Source organism: Devosia sp. A369 (assembly GCF_054489345.1).
On the sequence record NZ_JBTMWV010000012.1, the window covers coordinates 39,440 to 56,126 of the forward strand.

20 protein-coding genes are annotated in these 16,687 nt (G+C 63.5%); 8 read left to right on the forward strand and 12 right to left on the reverse strand.

What is annotated here, in order from left to right; all coding sequences use genetic code 11:
* Nucleotides 1-143: 143 nt before the first annotated feature.
* Together ACX3OZ_RS14805 and ACX3OZ_RS14810 are read right to left on the reverse strand one after the other, a co-directional pair.
* Nucleotides 144-1,169, reverse strand: a complete 1,026-nt coding sequence (locus tag ACX3OZ_RS14805) for a peptidoglycan -binding protein (protein ID WP_459095638.1) — start codon at nucleotides 1,167-1,169, stop codon at nucleotides 144-146.
* Between the two features lie 3 nt (nucleotides 1,170-1,172).
* Complete coding sequence (locus ACX3OZ_RS14810) at nucleotides 1,173-2,159, reverse strand: flagellar motor protein MotA (protein WP_459095637.1); 987 nt, start codon at nucleotides 2,157-2,159, stop codon at nucleotides 1,173-1,175.
* Between the two features lie 258 nt (nucleotides 2,160-2,417).
* Here ACX3OZ_RS14810 and ACX3OZ_RS14815 point away from each other — a divergent pair, with 258 nt between their 5' ends.
* Nucleotides 2,418-2,729 carry a GIY-YIG nuclease family protein gene (locus tag ACX3OZ_RS14815; protein ID WP_459104779.1) on the forward strand — a complete coding sequence of 104 codons (312 nt, stop codon included), beginning with the start codon at nucleotides 2,418-2,420 and terminating at the stop codon, nucleotides 2,727-2,729.
* A gap of 172 nt (nucleotides 2,730-2,901) precedes the next feature.
* On the opposite strand, the gene ACX3OZ_RS14820 is transcribed toward ACX3OZ_RS14815, so the two are convergent.
* The 6 genes from ACX3OZ_RS14820 to ACX3OZ_RS14845 all read right to left on the reverse strand — a co-directional run bounded on the left by ACX3OZ_RS14820 (nucleotide 2,902) and on the right by ACX3OZ_RS14845 (nucleotide 9,187).
* Complete coding sequence (locus tag ACX3OZ_RS14820; RefSeq protein ID WP_459104780.1) at nucleotides 2,902-3,696, reverse strand: inositol monophosphatase family protein; 795 nt, start codon at nucleotides 3,694-3,696, stop codon at nucleotides 2,902-2,904.
* A gap of 3 nt (nucleotides 3,697-3,699) precedes the next feature.
* Nucleotides 3,700-4,266 (reverse strand): elongation factor P, encoded by a 567-nt coding sequence (efp, locus tag ACX3OZ_RS14825; RefSeq protein ID WP_459095634.1) that lies wholly within the window; start codon nucleotides 4,264-4,266, stop codon nucleotides 3,700-3,702.
* A gap of 163 nt (nucleotides 4,267-4,429) precedes the next feature.
* Nucleotides 4,430-5,506 (reverse strand): tetratricopeptide repeat protein, encoded by a 1,077-nt coding sequence (locus tag ACX3OZ_RS14830; protein ID WP_459104781.1) that lies wholly within the window; start codon nucleotides 5,504-5,506, stop codon nucleotides 4,430-4,432.
* Complete coding sequence (locus ACX3OZ_RS14835; RefSeq protein ID WP_459095632.1) at nucleotides 5,506-6,081, reverse strand: thiamine phosphate synthase; 576 nt, start codon at nucleotides 6,079-6,081, stop codon at nucleotides 5,506-5,508. Before ACX3OZ_RS14835 ends, ACX3OZ_RS14830 begins: the two co-directional genes overlap by 1 nt.
* A 160-nt stretch (nucleotides 6,082-6,241) precedes the next feature.
* Nucleotides 6,242-7,270, reverse strand: a complete 1,029-nt coding sequence (locus tag ACX3OZ_RS14840) for a class I fructose-bisphosphate aldolase (protein WP_459095631.1) — start codon at nucleotides 7,268-7,270, stop codon at nucleotides 6,242-6,244.
* Between the two features lie 105 nt (nucleotides 7,271-7,375).
* Nucleotides 7,376-9,187, reverse strand: coding sequence for an ABC transporter transmembrane domain-containing protein (locus tag ACX3OZ_RS14845; RefSeq protein ID WP_459095630.1), 1,812 nt, complete (start codon nucleotides 9,185-9,187; stop codon nucleotides 7,376-7,378).
* Nucleotides 9,188-9,419: 232 nt separating this feature from the next.
* Between ACX3OZ_RS14845 and rpmE the strand changes: the two genes are divergently transcribed.
* Entirely contained in the window at nucleotides 9,420-9,641 is a 222-nt protein-coding gene (gene rpmE, locus ACX3OZ_RS14850; protein ID WP_459095629.1) for a 50S ribosomal protein L31, read from the forward strand.
* A gap of 120 nt (nucleotides 9,642-9,761) precedes the next feature.
* Here the strand turns inward: rpmE and rcdA are convergent, their stop codons facing one another.
* Complete coding sequence (rcdA, locus tag ACX3OZ_RS14855; protein ID WP_459095628.1) at nucleotides 9,762-10,280, reverse strand: protease adaptor protein RcdA; 519 nt, start codon at nucleotides 10,278-10,280, stop codon at nucleotides 9,762-9,764.
* Nucleotides 10,281-10,612: 332 nt separating this feature from the next.
* On the reverse strand, nucleotides 10,613-10,795 hold the full coding sequence (locus ACX3OZ_RS14860; protein ID WP_459095627.1) for a DUF1192 domain-containing protein: 183 nt from the start codon (nucleotides 10,793-10,795) through the stop codon (nucleotides 10,613-10,615).
* A gap of 83 nt (nucleotides 10,796-10,878) precedes the next feature.
* On the opposite strand from ACX3OZ_RS14860, the gene ACX3OZ_RS14865 reads away from it, so the two are divergent.
* The 3 genes from ACX3OZ_RS14865 to ACX3OZ_RS14875 all read left to right on the forward strand — a co-directional run bounded on the left by ACX3OZ_RS14865 (nucleotide 10,879) and on the right by ACX3OZ_RS14875 (nucleotide 13,636).
* Entirely contained in the window at nucleotides 10,879-11,892 is a 1,014-nt protein-coding gene (locus tag ACX3OZ_RS14865; protein WP_459104782.1) for an NAD(P)H-quinone oxidoreductase, read from the forward strand.
* Between the two features lie 146 nt (nucleotides 11,893-12,038).
* Nucleotides 12,039-12,767, forward strand: coding sequence for a DUF1013 domain-containing protein (locus tag ACX3OZ_RS14870; protein WP_459095625.1), 729 nt, complete (start codon nucleotides 12,039-12,041; stop codon nucleotides 12,765-12,767).
* 101 nt (nucleotides 12,768-12,868) lie between these two features.
* On the forward strand, nucleotides 12,869-13,636 hold the full coding sequence (locus ACX3OZ_RS14875) for a sulfite exporter TauE/SafE family protein (RefSeq protein ID WP_459104783.1): 768 nt from the start codon (nucleotides 12,869-12,871) through the stop codon (nucleotides 13,634-13,636).
* A 79-nt stretch (nucleotides 13,637-13,715) separates the two neighbouring features.
* Here ACX3OZ_RS14875 and ACX3OZ_RS14880 read toward each other — a convergent pair whose 3' ends face one another.
* A complete protein-coding gene (locus tag ACX3OZ_RS14880) occupies nucleotides 13,716-13,889 on the reverse strand; it encodes a YdcH family protein (protein WP_459095623.1) in 174 nt (57 codons plus the stop codon).
* A gap of 156 nt (nucleotides 13,890-14,045) precedes the next feature.
* Between ACX3OZ_RS14880 and ACX3OZ_RS14885 the strand changes: the two genes are divergently transcribed.
* From ACX3OZ_RS14885 to ACX3OZ_RS14895, 3 genes are all read left to right on the forward strand, one after another.
* Complete coding sequence (locus ACX3OZ_RS14885; protein ID WP_295886717.1) at nucleotides 14,046-14,261, forward strand: YdcH family protein; 216 nt, start codon at nucleotides 14,046-14,048, stop codon at nucleotides 14,259-14,261.
* A gap of 74 nt (nucleotides 14,262-14,335) precedes the next feature.
* Nucleotides 14,336-14,830, forward strand: coding sequence for a 5-(carboxyamino)imidazole ribonucleotide mutase (gene purE / locus ACX3OZ_RS14890; RefSeq protein WP_459104784.1), 495 nt, complete (start codon nucleotides 14,336-14,338; stop codon nucleotides 14,828-14,830).
* 3 nt (nucleotides 14,831-14,833) lie between these two features.
* Nucleotides 14,834-15,919, forward strand: coding sequence for a 5-(carboxyamino)imidazole ribonucleotide synthase (locus ACX3OZ_RS14895; RefSeq protein ID WP_459104785.1), 1,086 nt, complete (start codon nucleotides 14,834-14,836; stop codon nucleotides 15,917-15,919).
* Here ACX3OZ_RS14895 and ACX3OZ_RS14900 read toward each other — a convergent pair.
* The gene (locus ACX3OZ_RS14900; RefSeq protein ID WP_459104786.1) at nucleotides 15,916-16,602 is read right to left on the reverse strand and encodes an alpha/beta fold hydrolase; all 687 of its coding nucleotides are present in this window, start codon (nucleotides 16,600-16,602) and stop codon (nucleotides 15,916-15,918) included. The genes ACX3OZ_RS14895 and ACX3OZ_RS14900 overlap by 4 nt on opposite strands.
* Nucleotides 16,603-16,687: the final 85 nt, after the last annotated feature.

Consider the following 16,687-nt stretch of genomic DNA (forward strand, 5'->3'; position numbering starts at 1 on the left):
GCCCTCTCCCCGAAGGGGCGAGGGGATCAAGCTGGTGTCGGACACACATCTCGCCCCATTCACGATGCAGTCCCCTCGCCCCTTCGGGGAGAGGGTTAGGGTGAGGGGACCAATCTCTCCCCACCCGCAGGAGCAGGCAGTCCTCACCCCTCCGTCAGCTTGAATTCGATCCTTCGATTCCGCCGATAGGCATCCTCATTCTCCGCCGGATCGAGCGGCGTAAACTCGCCAAAGCCCGCTGCCACCAACCGGTTGGGCGACACGCCCTTGCTCACCAGATAGCGCGCCACCGAAATCGCCCGTGCCGCCGACAGCTCCCAGTTCGACGGGAAGCGGGCATTGGAAATCGGCCGAATATCGGTGTGCCCGTCAATGCGCAGCACCCAGTTGATATCGGGCGGAATTTCCTGCTCCAGCTGCAGGATCGCGTCGGCCAGTGCATCGAGATCGGGCGTGCCCTCGAGCGAGATATCGGCCTGCCCGGCCGCAAACAGCACTTCGGACTGGAACACGAAGCGGTCCCCGACCACCCGCACATCGGCGCGGCCTTCCAGTATCTGCCGCAACCGTCCGAAGAAATCGGAGCGATAACGGGACAGATCCTGCACTCGCTGCGCCAGCGCCAGATTGAGCCGTTTGCCCAGATCGGCAATCTGGGTCCGCGATTCGGTATCGCGGCTTTCCGAGGCTTCCAGCGCCGCCTCCAGCGCCCCGATCTGGGTGCGCAGAGCCGCCAGCTGCTGGTTGAGCAGCGCCACCTGCGCATTGGCCTCGTCGGAAAGCTCCTGCGCGCTCAGTAGATCATCCTGCAACCCGGCAATCGCCGCATCCTTGTCGCCAATGCCCGCGCCAATCCCGGCCAGCTGACTGGAGAGGCTCACATTATCCGCCTGCGCGCTGCCCAAAGTGGCGGTCAGCGTGGCAATCTGCGTGGTCAGATCGTCCGAATTGGCTCGTTCCAGCTGCAGCAGGTCGGTCAGCTCGGCAATCTGGCTGTTGAGCCGTGACAAAGCCGTGTCGCGGCCCTGCAATTCCTGGCCCAGGAAAAACTGCGTCAGCATGAACAGGCTGAGCATGAAAATGATGACGAGCAGCAGGCTCGACAGCGCGTCGACGAACCCCGGCCAGTAATTGGCCTCCTGCCGCCTGCGGCTACGGGCTCCGGCCATGGATCAGTTCCGCCGCTCGGTGTCGGCCTGCGACAGCACCGCGTCGATCAGCTCGCGCAGTTTGCGGTTGGTCTCGCCCTGCTCGGTGATATGGGCGCGCAGATCGTCCTGCTCGACGCGGATATGCTTGACCAGCCCGTCAATACCGCGCGCCAGCTCGGCCATGGCGCGAATGGCGTTCTGGCTCGAATTCTGGTTCTGCATGCTGTCGCCGAGCTTGTCGAACATGGCCTGCATTTCAGGACCCCCGGCATTGGCCTGCATGGCGCTGACCGGATGATCCAGCTCGGTCATCGAGGTCATCCAGTCTTCGAGATCGGTATAAAACGCATTCTGCGCCTGGCTGGTCTGCAAATCGAGAAAGCCCAGCACCAGCGATCCGGCCAGACCGAACAGCGAGGACGAAAACGCTGTGCCCATGCCGGCCAGCGGCGCACTCAGCCCTTCGCGCAGGCTGGCGAATTGCGAAGCGCTGTCGCCATTGCTGACATCGAGCGCATTGATCACCCCGGCCACGCTGGTGACGGTTTCCAGCAAGCCGTAAAACGTGCCCATCAGGCCCAGAAACACCAACAGCCCGGTGAGGTACCGCGAGGTGTCCTTGGCTTCATCGAGCCGGTTGCCGACGCTGTCCAAAATCGACCGCATCGAAGAAGGGGTAATGACGGCTTCGCCGATGCGCTCGCGCAGAATGCCGGCGACTGGCGCCAGCAGGATCGGTGGCCGCACATTGGTGCTGGTGCCGTCCTGCAGGGAATTGACCCACTTCACCTCGGGAAACAGCCGGATGACCTGGCGGAAACTGAGGAAAATACCGACAAACAGGGCGAAGAAGATCATCGAGTTGATGAACGGATTGGCCCAGAAAAACGTGACGATAGTGGTGAACAGGATCGCCGCCACCAGCGCGACCAGCACCAGGAAGATGACGATCTTGACCAGGTAAACCGTCGGACTGGCGAGGTGGTAGGGATCGTAGCCTTGCGTCATCAGTCTGTACCTTGCCCCACACGCGCAAATCACTGCGTGGGCAGAGTAGTCAGCACGGTTGGGCGTGACAATGACAAAGGTTAACGGATGGGGGCTGGGTGCGAAACCATCACTCTCACCGACACGGCCCCAAACTCGATGTCATCCCGGCCTTGAGCCGGGACCCTTCCTGAGATCCCACCGCGCCCACCCATCACGGTGGGTGGATGACATTGCGTGGGGGATGACACAAAGCCAAACAAGTGCTTCGCTTCACCAATGGGGCAGAGCTATTTCGTCTACATCGTCGCCAACCGACGGCATGGCACGATCTATGTCGGCGTCACCAATGATCTGATCCGGCGCGTCCACGAGCATCGCGAAGGCGTGGTCGACGGCTTCACCAAGGAACATGGCTGCAAACAGCTGGTGTGGTTCGCCCCCCACGGCGACATCGAAGCCGCGATCCTCCACGAAAAGCGCCTGAAAAAATGGCTCCGACCATGGAAAGATCAACTGATCGAAGCGCAGAATCCGGATTGGCGCGATCTGTGGTGGGACATCACCGGCACGATGCCACCGGAGCAGTGACGATCACCAGCATTCCCCGAACCTCGATTTCACCCAAACTCGATGTCATCCCGGCCTTGAGCCGGGACCCATCCTGAGATGCCACCGCGCCCACCCATCGGAGGATGGGCCCCGGCTCAAGGCCGGGGTGACACGGTGGGTGGGGTAATTGCGGTGGTTGAGAACCAGCGCCTTACTGAATGCCCTTGAGCTGCTTCAACAACGCCGCCTGCAGCGTTTCATTGCCGGCCACGACCTGGCCATTCCATACCGAACCGGAGCTGCCGGCGAAGTCGGTGACGAAGCCGCCGGCTTCCTTGACCATCAGCAGGCCGGGCGCCACGTCCCACGGCGACAACCCGGCTTCCCAGACGGCGTCGTAGCGGCCGCCGGCCAGCCAGGCCAGATCCATCGCGATCGAGCCGGAGCGGCGGATGCCGGCGACGGCAGGATTGATATGGGCCAGCTGGCGCAGCTGCAGGCTGTCATTGGCCGTGCCCTGGGTCTTGATGCCGGTGCAGATCACCGCATCGGCCAGCGACTTGCGGCCGGCAATGCGCAGGCGCTTGCGGTCATTGAGCCAGGTGCCGCCGCCCTTTTCGGCGGTGTAGAGTTCGTCGAGCACCGGATTGTAGATCACTGCGGCGACGATCTCATTGGCGCGTTCCAGCGCAATGGCGACCGCAAACAGCGGGATCGAGTGCAGGAAATTGGTGGTGCCATCGAGCGGATCGATGATCCAGCGGTGCTGGCCATCGGTGCCGGCCACTTCGCCACCCTCTTCCATCAGGAAGGCATAGGTGGGACGGGCCTTGAGCAACTCGTCATAGACGATCTGTTCGGCGCGCAGATCGGCCTTGGAGACGAAATCGGCCGGCCCCTTGCGCGAGACCTGCAGGTTTTCGACTTCGTTGAAGTCCTTGGTCAGCGAACGGCCGGCCTTGATGGCGGCATTGACCATGACGTTGAGGATTGCTGAGCGTGCCATGTCTTAGTCCGCCCGGCGCATATAGGTGGCTTCGGTGGTGTCGACCACGATGCGTTCGCCCACGGCAATGAAGGGCGGCACCATGACCCGCAACCCATTGGCCAGGATCGCCGGCTTGAACTGGCTCGACACGCTCTGACCCTTCTGCACCGGATCGACCTCCATGACTTCGACAATGACGTTGGCCGGGAAGCGGATGCCCAGCGGCGTATCCTCGTGCATTTCGAGGGTGATCTTCATGCCGTCCTGCAGGAACGCGGCGCGCTCGCCGACAAAATCCTTGGCCAGTTCGACCTGCTCATAGCTTTGCTGATCCATGAACACCAGATTATCGCCCTGCTCATAGAGATAGGTGAAATCGCGGAATTCGAGTTCGACGGTTTCCACCGTCTCGGCCGAACGGAACCGCTCATTGAGCTTGGTGCCGCCCAGAATGGCCTTGAGTTCGACCTGGGCATAGGCGCCGCCCTTGCCCGGCTTGACGTGGTCGACCTTGACCGCCACCCACAGGCGATCCTGGTGGTTGACGACATTGCCGGGGCGGATTTCGTTGCCGTTGATCTTGGCCATAGATGCTCGCTTGCGTTGGTCGCGGCTGCGGCCGTCGAAGGACGCGGTAGGGCGCAATGCCGCCCAACCGCGTGGCTCGACAAGCTCACCATAAGGTTCGAAACTGAAGACCCTAGCCGCGCAAAATCGTGTGGCGACTTTCTGCCTCAGAAACCCCTTGGTTTCAAGGGTCTTGCGGCGCGGCGCTGGAAGGCTCCTCGCCGGCATCGACCGGGGTCGGCAGCGTAGCATCGTCGTCGGACGCTCCGGTGGTCGGAATTTCCAGCACGGTTTCGATGCTGGGCGGCGTCGATGGCCAGAAGCGGGCGCGTTCCTCGGCGCTGGCCAGTTCCCCCTCGGGGATCGACACCAGCAGCCGGTCGAGCGAGGGATCGCTGAGCCCCTGCCGCCGCGCCAAGGCCCGCCACATCGCGGCGTCTTCCAGATTCAGCGCCACGCCCTCGCCCACCGCCAGCAATTTGGCATAGCGGTTCTGCGCCACGGCATTGCCGGTTTCGGCGGCGCGGCTATACCACATCGCCGCTTTGGCCACGTCCTTGTCGATACCCTGCCCCAGATAGAGCAGGGTGGCGTAGTCGATCTGCGCCGCCGGCAGGTTCTGCTCCGCCGCCAGCCCGATATAGCGGGCCGCCTCAGTCGGATTGGGGGCGACGCCGGCCCCTTCGGTCAGCATCGAGCCATAATCATATTGCGCCTCGGGCAGCTCGGCGTCGGCCGCTTCCTTCATCAGCGTCGCGGCCGTCACGAGGCTCGGCGAAGCATAGACGCCTTCGACATGCAGCAGCGCCATATTGTATTTGGCCGGCACATAACCCGCCTCCGCCGCCTGGCTGAACAGGTCGGCAGCCCGGGCGCGGTTCTTGGGCACGCCAATGCCGTCCTGATAGGCCAGCGCCAGCGCAAAGACCGCCAGCCGATCGCCATTATTGGCGGCGAGCTGATACCAGCCGGCCGCGCGCTGATCATTCTGCCCAACGCCCAGCCCCTTGGAATAGAGTTCGGCGATCAAGGTCTGGGCCGCTGCATCGCCCTGTTCGGCGCGCGGCAGGGCATAGCCCAGCGCCGTCAGAAAATAGCCGCGCTGGAACGCGCCGAAAGCTTCGTCGACCGGCACCCGTGGCCCGAAAATTTCGTCGGAGATGGCGTCGGCCGGATTGGCCGGATTCGGCGGATTTTCTTCCTGCGCTGCGGCGGCGAGCGGAGTCAGCGCGAAAAGGGCAGCAAACAGCAAGCGAAGCATCAGCTTTCCCCCAGCATGCTGGCAGCGAGTGCTTGCGCCATTTCGGCCGGTGCCGGGGCGGCCCACAGGCTATCCGACAGCGCCACAAACTCGGCGCCATGCGCGTCGGCGGCCTCGGGCGCCGCCGCAGGCAGGCTCAATACCGCAGGGATTTCAAAGGTTTCCGCCCACCACTGCGCCAGCTCGGCGGCATCGTCACCCGGGCCGAAAAACACGTAATCAATGTCCATTTCACCCGCCGTCATGGCGTCATGGCGCGACGCCAGATTTCCAGCACCAACGATCATTGCTGGCTTGATGGCGGCAATGGCCGCCTTGATTGCAGCCGGGCCGCCGGTGACGTGAACCCCGTCGGCGCCGAGCCGTCGCGCCAGCGCCGCATCGTCCTCCAGCAGCACGGCGCAGCCCGCGCCCTGGCCGATATTGACGATGGCTTCGGCAGATTTCGCATAGGCCGCAGCATCTTGCGTCCCGCGCGCCACCAGCAGCGCCGAAAATTCGGCAGCACTCAGCACGGCCATCAGGCTGGGCAGGTCGGGATTGGCAGGGGTGATCAGATAAAGCTGGGGCGCCATGACAGTACTCAATACGGAAGGGCTTCTTGACCGCCCATTTTGGCGACAAAGAGGACGTTCTCCAATAGGCGATGGTCCCGACAGGCGCAAAGAAAATGCGCGCCCTCCGGGGAGAGCGCGCATCCGCATGACGTTGGGAGACGTCGGGGCGTTTGGGTTTTTAGGCGGCCTGATCCTGCTCGCCGCTCCAGGTGCCGAGCGCTGCCAGCGAATTCATGTGGGCGCGATGGGTGAAGGCCACCTGGGCCTGCGGGAAATTCTCGCGACGGCCAGCCCAGGTGCGCAGCGCCACATTCTGCAGCGCGCGGCCATAGGAGAAGGTCAACGGCCAGGGCTTGCCGCCAATCTGGTTCATCGCCGACAGATGCGCCGTCGCCTCTTCATCGGTCTGCCCACCCGACAGGAAGGCAATGCCCGGCACGGCGGCCGGCACATGGGCGCGCAGCACCGCCACGGTGCGGCGAGCCACTTCCTCGACGCTGGGCCGGTCGCGCGAGTTGATGCCGGGCAGCACCATGTTCGGCTTGAGCAGCATGCCGCCCAGATCGACACCGGCCAGACGCAGTTCCTTGAAGGTATTTTCCAGCACGTCGCCGGTCACCGCCGCGCAGCGCTCCAGCGAGTGATTGCCCGGATCGCCATCGCCAACCACTTCGGGCTCGACCACGGGAACGATGCCGGCCTCCTGGCACAGGATGGCATAGCGGGCCAGCGCATGGGCATTGGCGCGGATATTGTTGCGGGTGGGGGCGACGTCATTGATGGTGATCACGGCGCGCCACTTGGCGAAGCGGGCACCCAGATCGGCGTAACGCGCCAGTCGCTGGCGCAGGCCATCGAGGCCCTCGGTGATTTTCTCGCCATTCTCGCCCGGCATGGGGAAGGCGCCGCGATCGACCTTGATACCGGGGATAACGTCGGCATCGGCCAGGATGGAGCGGAACGCCGTGCCATCAGCGGCAGACTGTTCCAGCGTTTCCTCGGTGAGAATGACACCGGAGATATAATTGGTCATCGCGCCGGTCGAGCGGAACAGCATTTCGCGGTAATCGCGGCGCAGATCGAGGGAATTGGGCAGATTGATCTTGGCAAAGCGCTTGGCGATAGTGCCTTCCGATTCATCGGCGGCCAGGATGCCCTTGCCGGGCTCCATCAGTTTTTGGGCAATGGCGTTTAGCGACTTCGTCATGGTCCGACCTCGAGGGGATAATTTGCCCGGAGATTAGACTTTGGTTTTGGTCAATTCGATTAGACCTGTGGTTATGCGACGAAAGGTGAATTCACGCGGCACCGCCTAGCTGACGTCGTCCAGCCGGAATTGCAGCCGCGCCAATTCGGCATAGCGCCCGCCCTTGGCGACCAGTTGGTCATGGGTACCATGGTCGATAATGTGGCCGCCATCCAGCACCAAAATCTTGTCGGCATCGCGGATCGTCGCCAGCCGGTGGGCGATGACCAGCGTGGTCCGCCCCTGCATCAGATGCTCCAGCGCCGTCTGCACCAACTGCTCGCTCTTGGCGTCGAGGGCACTGGTCGCTTCGTCCAGCAACAGAATCGGGGCGTTCTTGAGAATGGCCCGCGCGATGGCGAGGCGCTGCTTCTGCCCGCCCGACAGCATCACCCCACGCTCACCGACCAGCGAGGCATAGCCCAACGGCAGGTCGACCACGAAATCATGCACCAGAGCGGCGCGAGACGCGGCCTCGACTTCGGCGTCACTCGCCTCGGGCTTACCGAAGCGGATATTGTCGGCGATGGTGCCGGCGAAAATCGTCGGCTCCTGCTCGACATAGGCAAAACGCTGCCGCAGCTCGGTCAGCCGCAATTTCCGAATGTCGATGCCATCCACAAGAATGGCGCCGTCGGTCACATCATAAAAGCGTTGCAGCAGCGACAAAGTGGTCGACTTGCCCGAGCCCGAGGCCCCCACCAGCGCCACCGTCTCGCCATGCGCGACGGTAAAATCGAGCCCGCGCAGCACCGGCTCGGAGCCGTCATAGGAAAAATCCACCTGCTGGAAGGCCACGGTGCCCAGCGGCGGCTGTGGCAGCGCTATGGGCTGGGCCGGATCCTTGATGGTCGGTTCGGTATCGAGGATTTCGGTCAGCCGCTCGGTGGCGCCCGACACCTGCTGCAAGGTGCCCAGCACGTCGCTGATATTGGTCAGCGCGCCGGACGCCATCAGCGCATAAATCATGAACTGGGTCAGCTCGCCCGCCGTCACCGTGCCGTCGAATACGGCGCGAGCGCCCCACCAGATCAGCACCACGATCGCGGCGGTACCCAGGAAAATCGCCATGCCGACCAGCACCGAGCGCGCCAGCAGCCGGCGCAGTTCGGCCATATAGCTGTCGCGGCTGTGGCCGGCATAAATCGCCGACTGCACAGCTTCCTGGGTGAAGGATTTGAGCGTGCGCGTTGCGCCCAGCATTTCTGTGGACATAGCCGACAGGTCGGCCAGCGCATCCTGGGTCTTGCGCGACATGCCACGCAGGCGGCGCGAATAGGCGATCAGCGGAAACAGAATGCACGGCACCAGCACCGCCACCGCAATGGTCAGTACCGGACTGGTCAGCATCATCATCACCAGCGCGCCGATGATGGTCACCAGCGAGCGCAGCGCCAGCGAAAAGCTCGACCCCACTGCCGAGCGGATGACATTGACGTCGCCATTGAGCCGGCTGGTGAGTTCACCGACCCGGTTGGTGTCGAAATAATGCGTATCGAGGCCCAGCAGATGGGTGAAGACCGCTTCGCGCAGGTCGGCCAGCACCTTTTCGCCCAAGCTGGAGATGAAATAGAAGCGTGCGCCGCTGGCGATGCCCATCACAGCGGCGATACCGACGATCATCCAGCCATAGCGGCTCACATTGGCCAGATTCTGCGTCAGGAAGCCTTCGTCGATCGCCCCGCCCATCACATAGGGGATGGACAGCGAGGACAGTGCCGACACCAGCAGGAACAAAATGGTCAGCGCCAGCCGCACCGGATAGCGCAGCATGAACGGCACCAGCTTGCGCAAGGGCCGCAGCTTGCGGGCATTGACCACCGGTGTGGTTATGATGGATTCAGGATCAGCCTGAGCCGGGACCGCCTGGTCTGTCATCGGTTACGCCACTGCTTTTCTGGGTCCGATGGGTTCCGGGCCGCGCTGAGGCTTGGATATAGGCACTGCCCGGAAGTGCGGCAACCGCTTTGTCCGGTGCAAAATTGACGCGCCCGGTGGTTTCGCGGACAAGGCCTTGCGAAGGCGGCAGGGTTTCTGTATGAAGCCGGCAACACCCAATTTTAGATGCTCTCCGGGCGCTACGGCGCCCGTTTGATTTGAGGCGACACCGATGAAGGCAGATATCCATCCGGACTACCACGCGATCACCGTGGTGATGACCGACGGCACCAAGTACGAGACCCGCTCGACCTATGGCAAGCCGGGCGACACGCTGCAGCTCGACATCGACCCCAAGACCCACCCGGCCTGGACCGGCGGTACGGGCCAGCTGATGGACCGCGGCGGCCGTGTTTCGCGCTTCAAGGAGCGCTTCAAGGGCCTAGGCATCTAAGCCAGCCTCTGATCAGATTCGAAAAACCCGGCCTTGTGCCGGGTTTTTTGTTGTCTGGACCGGCAGCCCTTAGATCGCTCCGCTGGCGGCATCGTGTGTCAGGGATGTCTGGTGAACGGCCTAAGCCCGGCCGAAGGCGGCCTTGAGGCGGGCCAACTGGTCGGCAATGCCATTGGCGATGCCGGGATCGAGATCGGGCATTTTGCCCCGCTCCAGCGTATCGAACTGCATCACCCGGTCGAACAGGCGGTCGCCCTTGTCGATATAGGTGCGCAGGATTTCGGGAAGCTGGTCATAGCCGGGGCCGCCGCGTTCCGATGGGGTAGCGGAAAACTTGACCTTTTCCTTTTCGGAACGGGCGTTTTCCTTGCTGATTTCGCCTTCATTGACGGCGCGTTGCAGCAGTAGCCACGAGGCGAGCTGCATCAGGCGCGTGGTCAGACGCATCGATTCCGTGGCGTAGAGGAATGAGGCTTCGCGGCTGAGGATACGGCTATCGGCGCGGCCCTCGCCATCGAGATAGGAGGCCACGGCCTCGATCAGCCCCATGCCCTCACGATAGAGCACGTCGAACCCGCCGGACGCCACAATGCGCGGTCCGATGGCAATCGCCGACCCAGTCTCGTTCAAATCGGTCACGAACTGCTCCCTCTGAGGTCGCCATGCTAGGCGCAATCGGGCCAAGCGTCATCCGTTTGGACCGATCAAGCTGAAAAGAGCTTTAAGAACAGGGCCATGTGATGGCAAACCGACGCCTGAAAAGAAAAAAGAGCGGTAGGAACCGCTCTCGAAGTTAACAGGGAGGCGTCAAACAGAGGGAGAAATCGCTCTGCCAAATCCAGAAAACTCTGAATAAATTTAGGTTACCGCGCAGAGATTAATTGAGCGTTAACAGGAGTCGATTTCTTAACCGTGCCGCTTGGCACTGTGTTGACGACAATGGCGCGCACCAGCGTGGGAGCACTTCACGCTTAGAACTTGAACGCCGATTCGGCGGCCTTGCGGGTGGCCCCGCGCACCTCGATGGCCGCCTTGAGCCGAGCAATCTCGGCTTCTAGCAGGCCGATCCGCTCGGTCAGTTCCTCCACCGACATGGTATCGATGACCATGCCCACCTCATGGCCTTGAGGCTTTTTGATTTCTTCGTCGAACATGGTCAGCCTCCTGTGGCAGATTTTCAAGCCGAGCTTAGCGGCAAAGGCTTGCCGCGCAAATCCACATCGGCGAGCATGGCGGCATGAGTTTACCCGCTGAAATGAATGTCATCGCCATCGCCCGCGCCGGTGGTCCCGAAGGGCTCGAACAGCAGACCTGGCCCGTACCGGCCTGTGGGGCTGACGAAATCCTGATTCGAGTCGCCGCCGCCGGGGTCAACGGCCCCGATCTGGCGCAACGGCGCGGCCATTACGATCCGCCGCCCGACGCGTCGCCATTGCCCGGCCTCGAAGTGGCTGGCGAAATCGCCGCGCTGGGCAGCGCTGTCGCCGGCTGGCAGCTGGGCGATAGGGTGATGGCGCTGGTCAATGGCGGTGGCTATGCCGAATATGTGGCGGTGCCGGCGGCTCAGGCCCTGCCCGTCCCCAAGGGCTGGACGCTGACCGACGCCGCCGCCCTGCCAGAAACCTGGTTCACCGTCACCCAGACGCTGGTGATGCGGGCCGGGCTGGAGCCGGGCATGAGCGTGCTGGTGCATGGCGCAGCCGGCGGCATTGGCGGCGCGACTGTCCAGATCGCCACCATTCTCGGCGCGCGCGCCATTGCCGTGGTGTCCTCCCCGGCCAAGGCTGACTACGCACGCCGCCTCGGCGCCGTCGCGACCATCGACTATACCAAGGAAGATATTGCCGCCCGGGCGCTGGCGCTGACCGACGGCAAGGGCGTCGACCGCATCGTCGACATTATCGGCGGCGCCATGGCCGAACAGAATATCGCCGCCGCGGCCCGGGGCGGTCATATCATCCAAGTTTCGACCCTCGACGGGGCCAGCGCCAAGCTGTCGCTGCGCACCATCATGGCCAAGCAACTGACGCTGTCCGGCTCGACGCTGCGCCCGCAGAGCCCGGGCACCAAAGCCGCCATCGCCGCCCGCATCCGCGCCGACCTGCTGCCAGCGCTGGCGGCGCCGGACTTTGCCCGCCCGGCCGTCGCGACCTTCCCGCTGGCCGAGGCTCATGCCGCCCATCGGCTCATGGAAGCCCGGAGCCATATTGGAAAAATCGTGCTGGTCACCCGGTTTGGCGCCGTAAAATAGCGCGGCATGCCATAGGCAAAAGCCGACATTTCCATTGCAGAGCGGCGGTTAATTCCATATATTGGGTCAATATTCCCCCTCAGCATGAAGCAAAGAGGCGGAGCGGCCCGGAGGAACACCGGCCGCGCCTGCAGGAGAGATTCATCATGACCCAGCCCTTGTTGATGCCGAAGGCAACTGCTGTCTGGCTCGTTGACAACACGGCGCTGTCGTTCGAGCAGATCGCTGCCTTCTGCACGCTGCACCCGCTCGAAGTTCAGGGCATTGCCGATGGCGATGTTGCTGGCGGTATCATGGGCGTCAACCCGATCCAGAACGGGCAGCTGACCCGCGAGGAAATCGAGAAGGCCGAGAACGACGTCAATTATCGTCTCAAGCTGAGCGAGCCCAAGGTTCACGTGGCGGCCAGCAAGCGCAAGGGTCCGCGCTACACCCCGATTTCGCGCCGCAATGAGCGTCCCAACGCCATCAAGTGGCTGGTGCGCAATCATCCCGAGCTCAAGGACGCCCAGATCATGCGTCTGGTCGGCACCACCAAGTCGACCATCGATTCGGTGCGTGAATCGACCCACTGGAACGCGGCCAATCTGACCGCCATGGACCCGGTGACGCTGGGCCTGTGCAGCCAGATCGACCTCGACCTTGAGGTCAAGCGCGCCAGCAAGGGCAGCGTCGGCCCCGATGAGGTCGAGGAAGGCACCATGCTGATGACGGCCGAGGAAGCGCTGGCCCGTTCGGGTAGCCGCGGCCATAGCGAAGACGCCGATGGCGAATTCGCCAGCAACGACCATCGCCCCGAACAGGCGCAGGACGATTTCGACGCCGACTCGGTGTTCTCCAAGCTCAAGTCGCTGCAGCCCAACACCGACGACTGATCTACCCCGATACGACAAAACTCCCGCGCCAGCGGGAGTTTTTCTTTGTCTGGCAGCTGCCGGCGCGGCAGTGACATTGCACTCCACCGACTGGACCGCTTATGCCCATCTTCGATCCCTATTTCGTCGCGGTCGCAGTCAGCGCAGCACTCATTGTCGGGCTGTCCAAGGCCGGACTGCTGGGCAGCCTGGGCATGGTCGGCGTGCCGCTGCTCAGCCTCGTCATGCCGGCGCGCGATGCCGCCGGGATGATGCTGCCGGTGTTGCTGGCCATGGATGTGATCGCCGTCTGGACCTATCGCAAGGAAGTGAACTGGCACATCCTGCGCGTCATGCTGCCCGGCGCCGCCATCGGCACGCTGCTGGGCTGGGCGCTGTGGTCGGTGGTGTCCGATGCCGGGGTGCTGCTGTTTGTCGGCGTGGTGACGCTGCTGTTCATCCTCGACGCCATCCTGCCGCTGCGCAAGAAGCTCGAAGGCCTGCCGCCATCACGCCTCTGGGGCAATTTCTGGGGTGGCTTTGCCGGCTTCACCAGCTTCATCAGCCATACCGGCGGCCCGCCGTTCCAGATCTTCGTGCTGCCGCAGCGCCTGCCCCCGGCCATCTATGCCGGCACCTCGGCGTTTTTCTTCGCTATGGTCAATTCGGCCAAGCTGATCCCGTATTTCTTCCTGGGCCAGCTCAATATCCACAATCTGACCCTGTCCGCCGCGCTGATTCCGGTCGGCATTCTCGGCGTGCTGATCGGCGTCTGGCTGGTGCGGCGCATCTCCCTGTCCTGGTTCTACCACATCGCCTATTGGCTGGTGTTCCTGCTGGCCCTCAAGCTGATCTGGGACGGCGCCAGAGGGGTGTTCTGGGGGCTTTAGCCCCACCCCCTGCCGGCCAACAAAAAAGGGCCGCAGCACAGGCTGTGACCCTTCAATCCAATACTGGAAAACCTGCTTTTTACTGGGTCGTCGCCGCAAACTTGTAGAGTTGGTCCTTCACTTCGAGTTTCTTGCGCTTGAGCGCTGCGACCGTAAGATCGTCGACCCGAGAATTCTGCATCTCGGTCTGGATCTTGCGGTCCAACTCCTGATGGCGCCGTTCGAGCGCCGCGATATGCCCTTCAGTCGTCATGACAACTCCTTGCAAGCCTATGTGGACAAGGGGATCGTCACAAATAATTCATGCTTTGTCGACGCCCTTTCGGAGCCCGTTTGAAAACGGGTGCAAAAGTTCCCGTGATCAGTTAACCAGAGGTAACGGCTGAGGCGTCAGGAGCGCGCGGAATCAATGCTTTCGCTCACCAAGGAACAGGAAGCCAGCCTGGGTCTGGAATTGGCCACTAAGCGGCAGGAACACAGCGATCTCAACGCTGCCATCGACACGTTGACCGAGTCTCATGTCGCCGACCGGATGCTGATTCAGCGGCTCAAGAAGCGCAAGCTGGCGCTCAAGGACCGCATCGTCCAACTTGAGAATATTCTGCTGCCCGACATCATCGCCTGAGCCGATAGCCGCCTTGTTTTGTGGCCAAATCTGGGCTAAGTGCGCGCTTTGCGGAGCTTGAGGATGAGGGCTCTATGCTGATCAAGCCACCTGTCGCCGTTGTCATGGGCAGCCAGTCCGATTGGCCCACCATGCGCCTTGCTGCCGAAACGCTCGAAGCGCTGGAGGTGGAGTATGAGGCACGCATCATCTCGGCCCACCGCACCCCCGACCGCATGGTCGACTTCGCCAGCAATGCGCGCAGCGAAGGCTTCAAGATCATTATTGCCGGTGCCGGCGGCGCTGCCCATTTGCCCGGCATGATCGCGGCGATGACGCCGCTGCCGGTGTTTGGCGTCCCCGTTAAATCCAAGGCGCTGAGCGGGCAGGATAGCCTGCTCTCCATCGTGCAGATGCCCGGCGGCATTCCGGTGGGCACGCTGGCCATTGGCGAGCCCGGCGCCATCAATGCGGCGCTGCTGGCCGTCGCCGTGCTGGCCCTGTCCGATGACGATCTGGCCGACCGGCTCGACGCCTACCGCGCCGCCCAGACCGCCTCCGTCCCCTTGTTCCCTGCAGATACCGAGTAAGTCTTGACTCACGACCTCACCGCGCTGCCCCCCGGCAGCATGATCGGCATTCTCGGCGGCGGCCAGCTCGGCCGCATGCTGTCGCTGGCCGCCAGCCGGCTGGGCATGCGCACCCATATCTATTGCCCCGACCCCAATAGCCCGGCTTTCGAGGTCACCCCGCACAAGACCGTCGCCGCCTATGACGACGAGGCCGCGCTGGCTGCCTTTGCCGATGCGGTCGACGTCATCACCTATGAATTCGAGAATGTCCCGGCGGCCACCGCCGAATTTCTCGCCGCCCGCAAGCCGCTGCGCCCCGGCGCCAACGCGCTGGCAGTGTCGCAGGACCGGCTGGTCGAAAAGACCTTCCTCGCCACCAAGAACATCCCCGTGGCGCCGCACCGGGCCGTGGAGACCCTGGCTGACCTCGAGGCGGCCATCGACGCTCTCGGACTGCCTGCCGTGCTCAAGACCACGCGGCTGGGCTATGACGGCAAGGGCCAGCGGGTGTTGCGCGACCGCAGCGAGGCCGCGGCGGCCTTTGCTGCGCTCAGCCCCAAGCCTCTGGTGCTGGAAGCCTTCGTGCCCTTCGACAAGGAAATCTCCGTTGTGGTGGCGCGCAATGTCCGTGGCGAAGTGCGCGCCTTCGACGCGGCCGAAAACGTGCATCGCGACCATATTCTGTTCACCAGCACCGTACCGGCCGATATTCCGCCCGGCGTCGAGAAACACGCCGCCATGCTGGCCAAGGTGATCGTCGTGGCGCTCGACTATGTCGGCGTGCTCGGGGTGGAGTTTTTCGTCATCCCCGGCGAACGCCCCACACTGATGGTCAATGAAATCGCCCCGCGCGTGCATAATTCCGGGCACTGGACCGAGGCGGTGTGCCTGACCGACCAGTTCGAGCAGCATATCCGCGCCGTCCTCGGCTGGCCGCTCGGCGATCCCGCGCGCATGGCCGATGTGGTGATGGAAAATCTGGTCGGCGACGAGGTATCCATCGTCCCCACCGGACTCGATGGCAACACCCAGCCGCATCTCTACGGCAAGACCGAGACCCGTCCCGGCCGCAAGATGGGCCATGTGAACCGAATCGTCCGGCGCTAGCGCCCCAGCCAGACCCGCATCGCCGCCGCGACCGCCTGCGGATTCTCCATCGTCGGCAGATGGGCGCTATCGGCGAAGCGCACCAGTTCCGCTCCGCCAATGTTGGCCGCGATCTCTTCGGCCAGCTCGGGCGGGGTCAGCTTGTCGCTTTCGCCCACCCCGACCAGCGTCGGCACCGTGACGGCGCCCAGGGCGGGCCGGGAATCGATCCGGTTCATGATCGCTACCTGCTGGCGCAGATAGGCCGCCTGCCCGACCCGCTCGGACATGGCCTGCACTTCGCGCGCCACTGCCGTGCCCAGATGCTGCGGCGCCACCAGGCTAGCCAGGAGGCCCCGCGACACGCCGATGAAGCGACCCTGCCCCACCATCTCGATGCCCTTGCGCCGCGTTGCTTTGCGCGCCTCGTCGTCGGCCCGTGCCGAGGTATCGAGCAGCGCCAGATGCGTCACCCGCTCCGGCGCCTGCCGCATGACCTCCAGCGCCACATAACCGCCCATGGAGAGCCCAGCCAGCGCGAATCGGGCCGGTGCCCCCGCCAGCACGCGGGTTGCCATCGCCGCGATGGAATCATCAAGCGTCAGATCGGCGACCACGCAGGACGCGTCGAGCCCGGGAATCACCTCGCGCCACAGCCGCTCATCGCAGAGCAATCCGGGCAGCAGCACCAGTTCAGGCATCATCTTCGTCTCCGGGCGAGGAAATCACCGGGTTTGAGTGTTCCGCCGCAGCCCCGCCGGGGCAAGCCTATGCGGCACCAATTCGCGT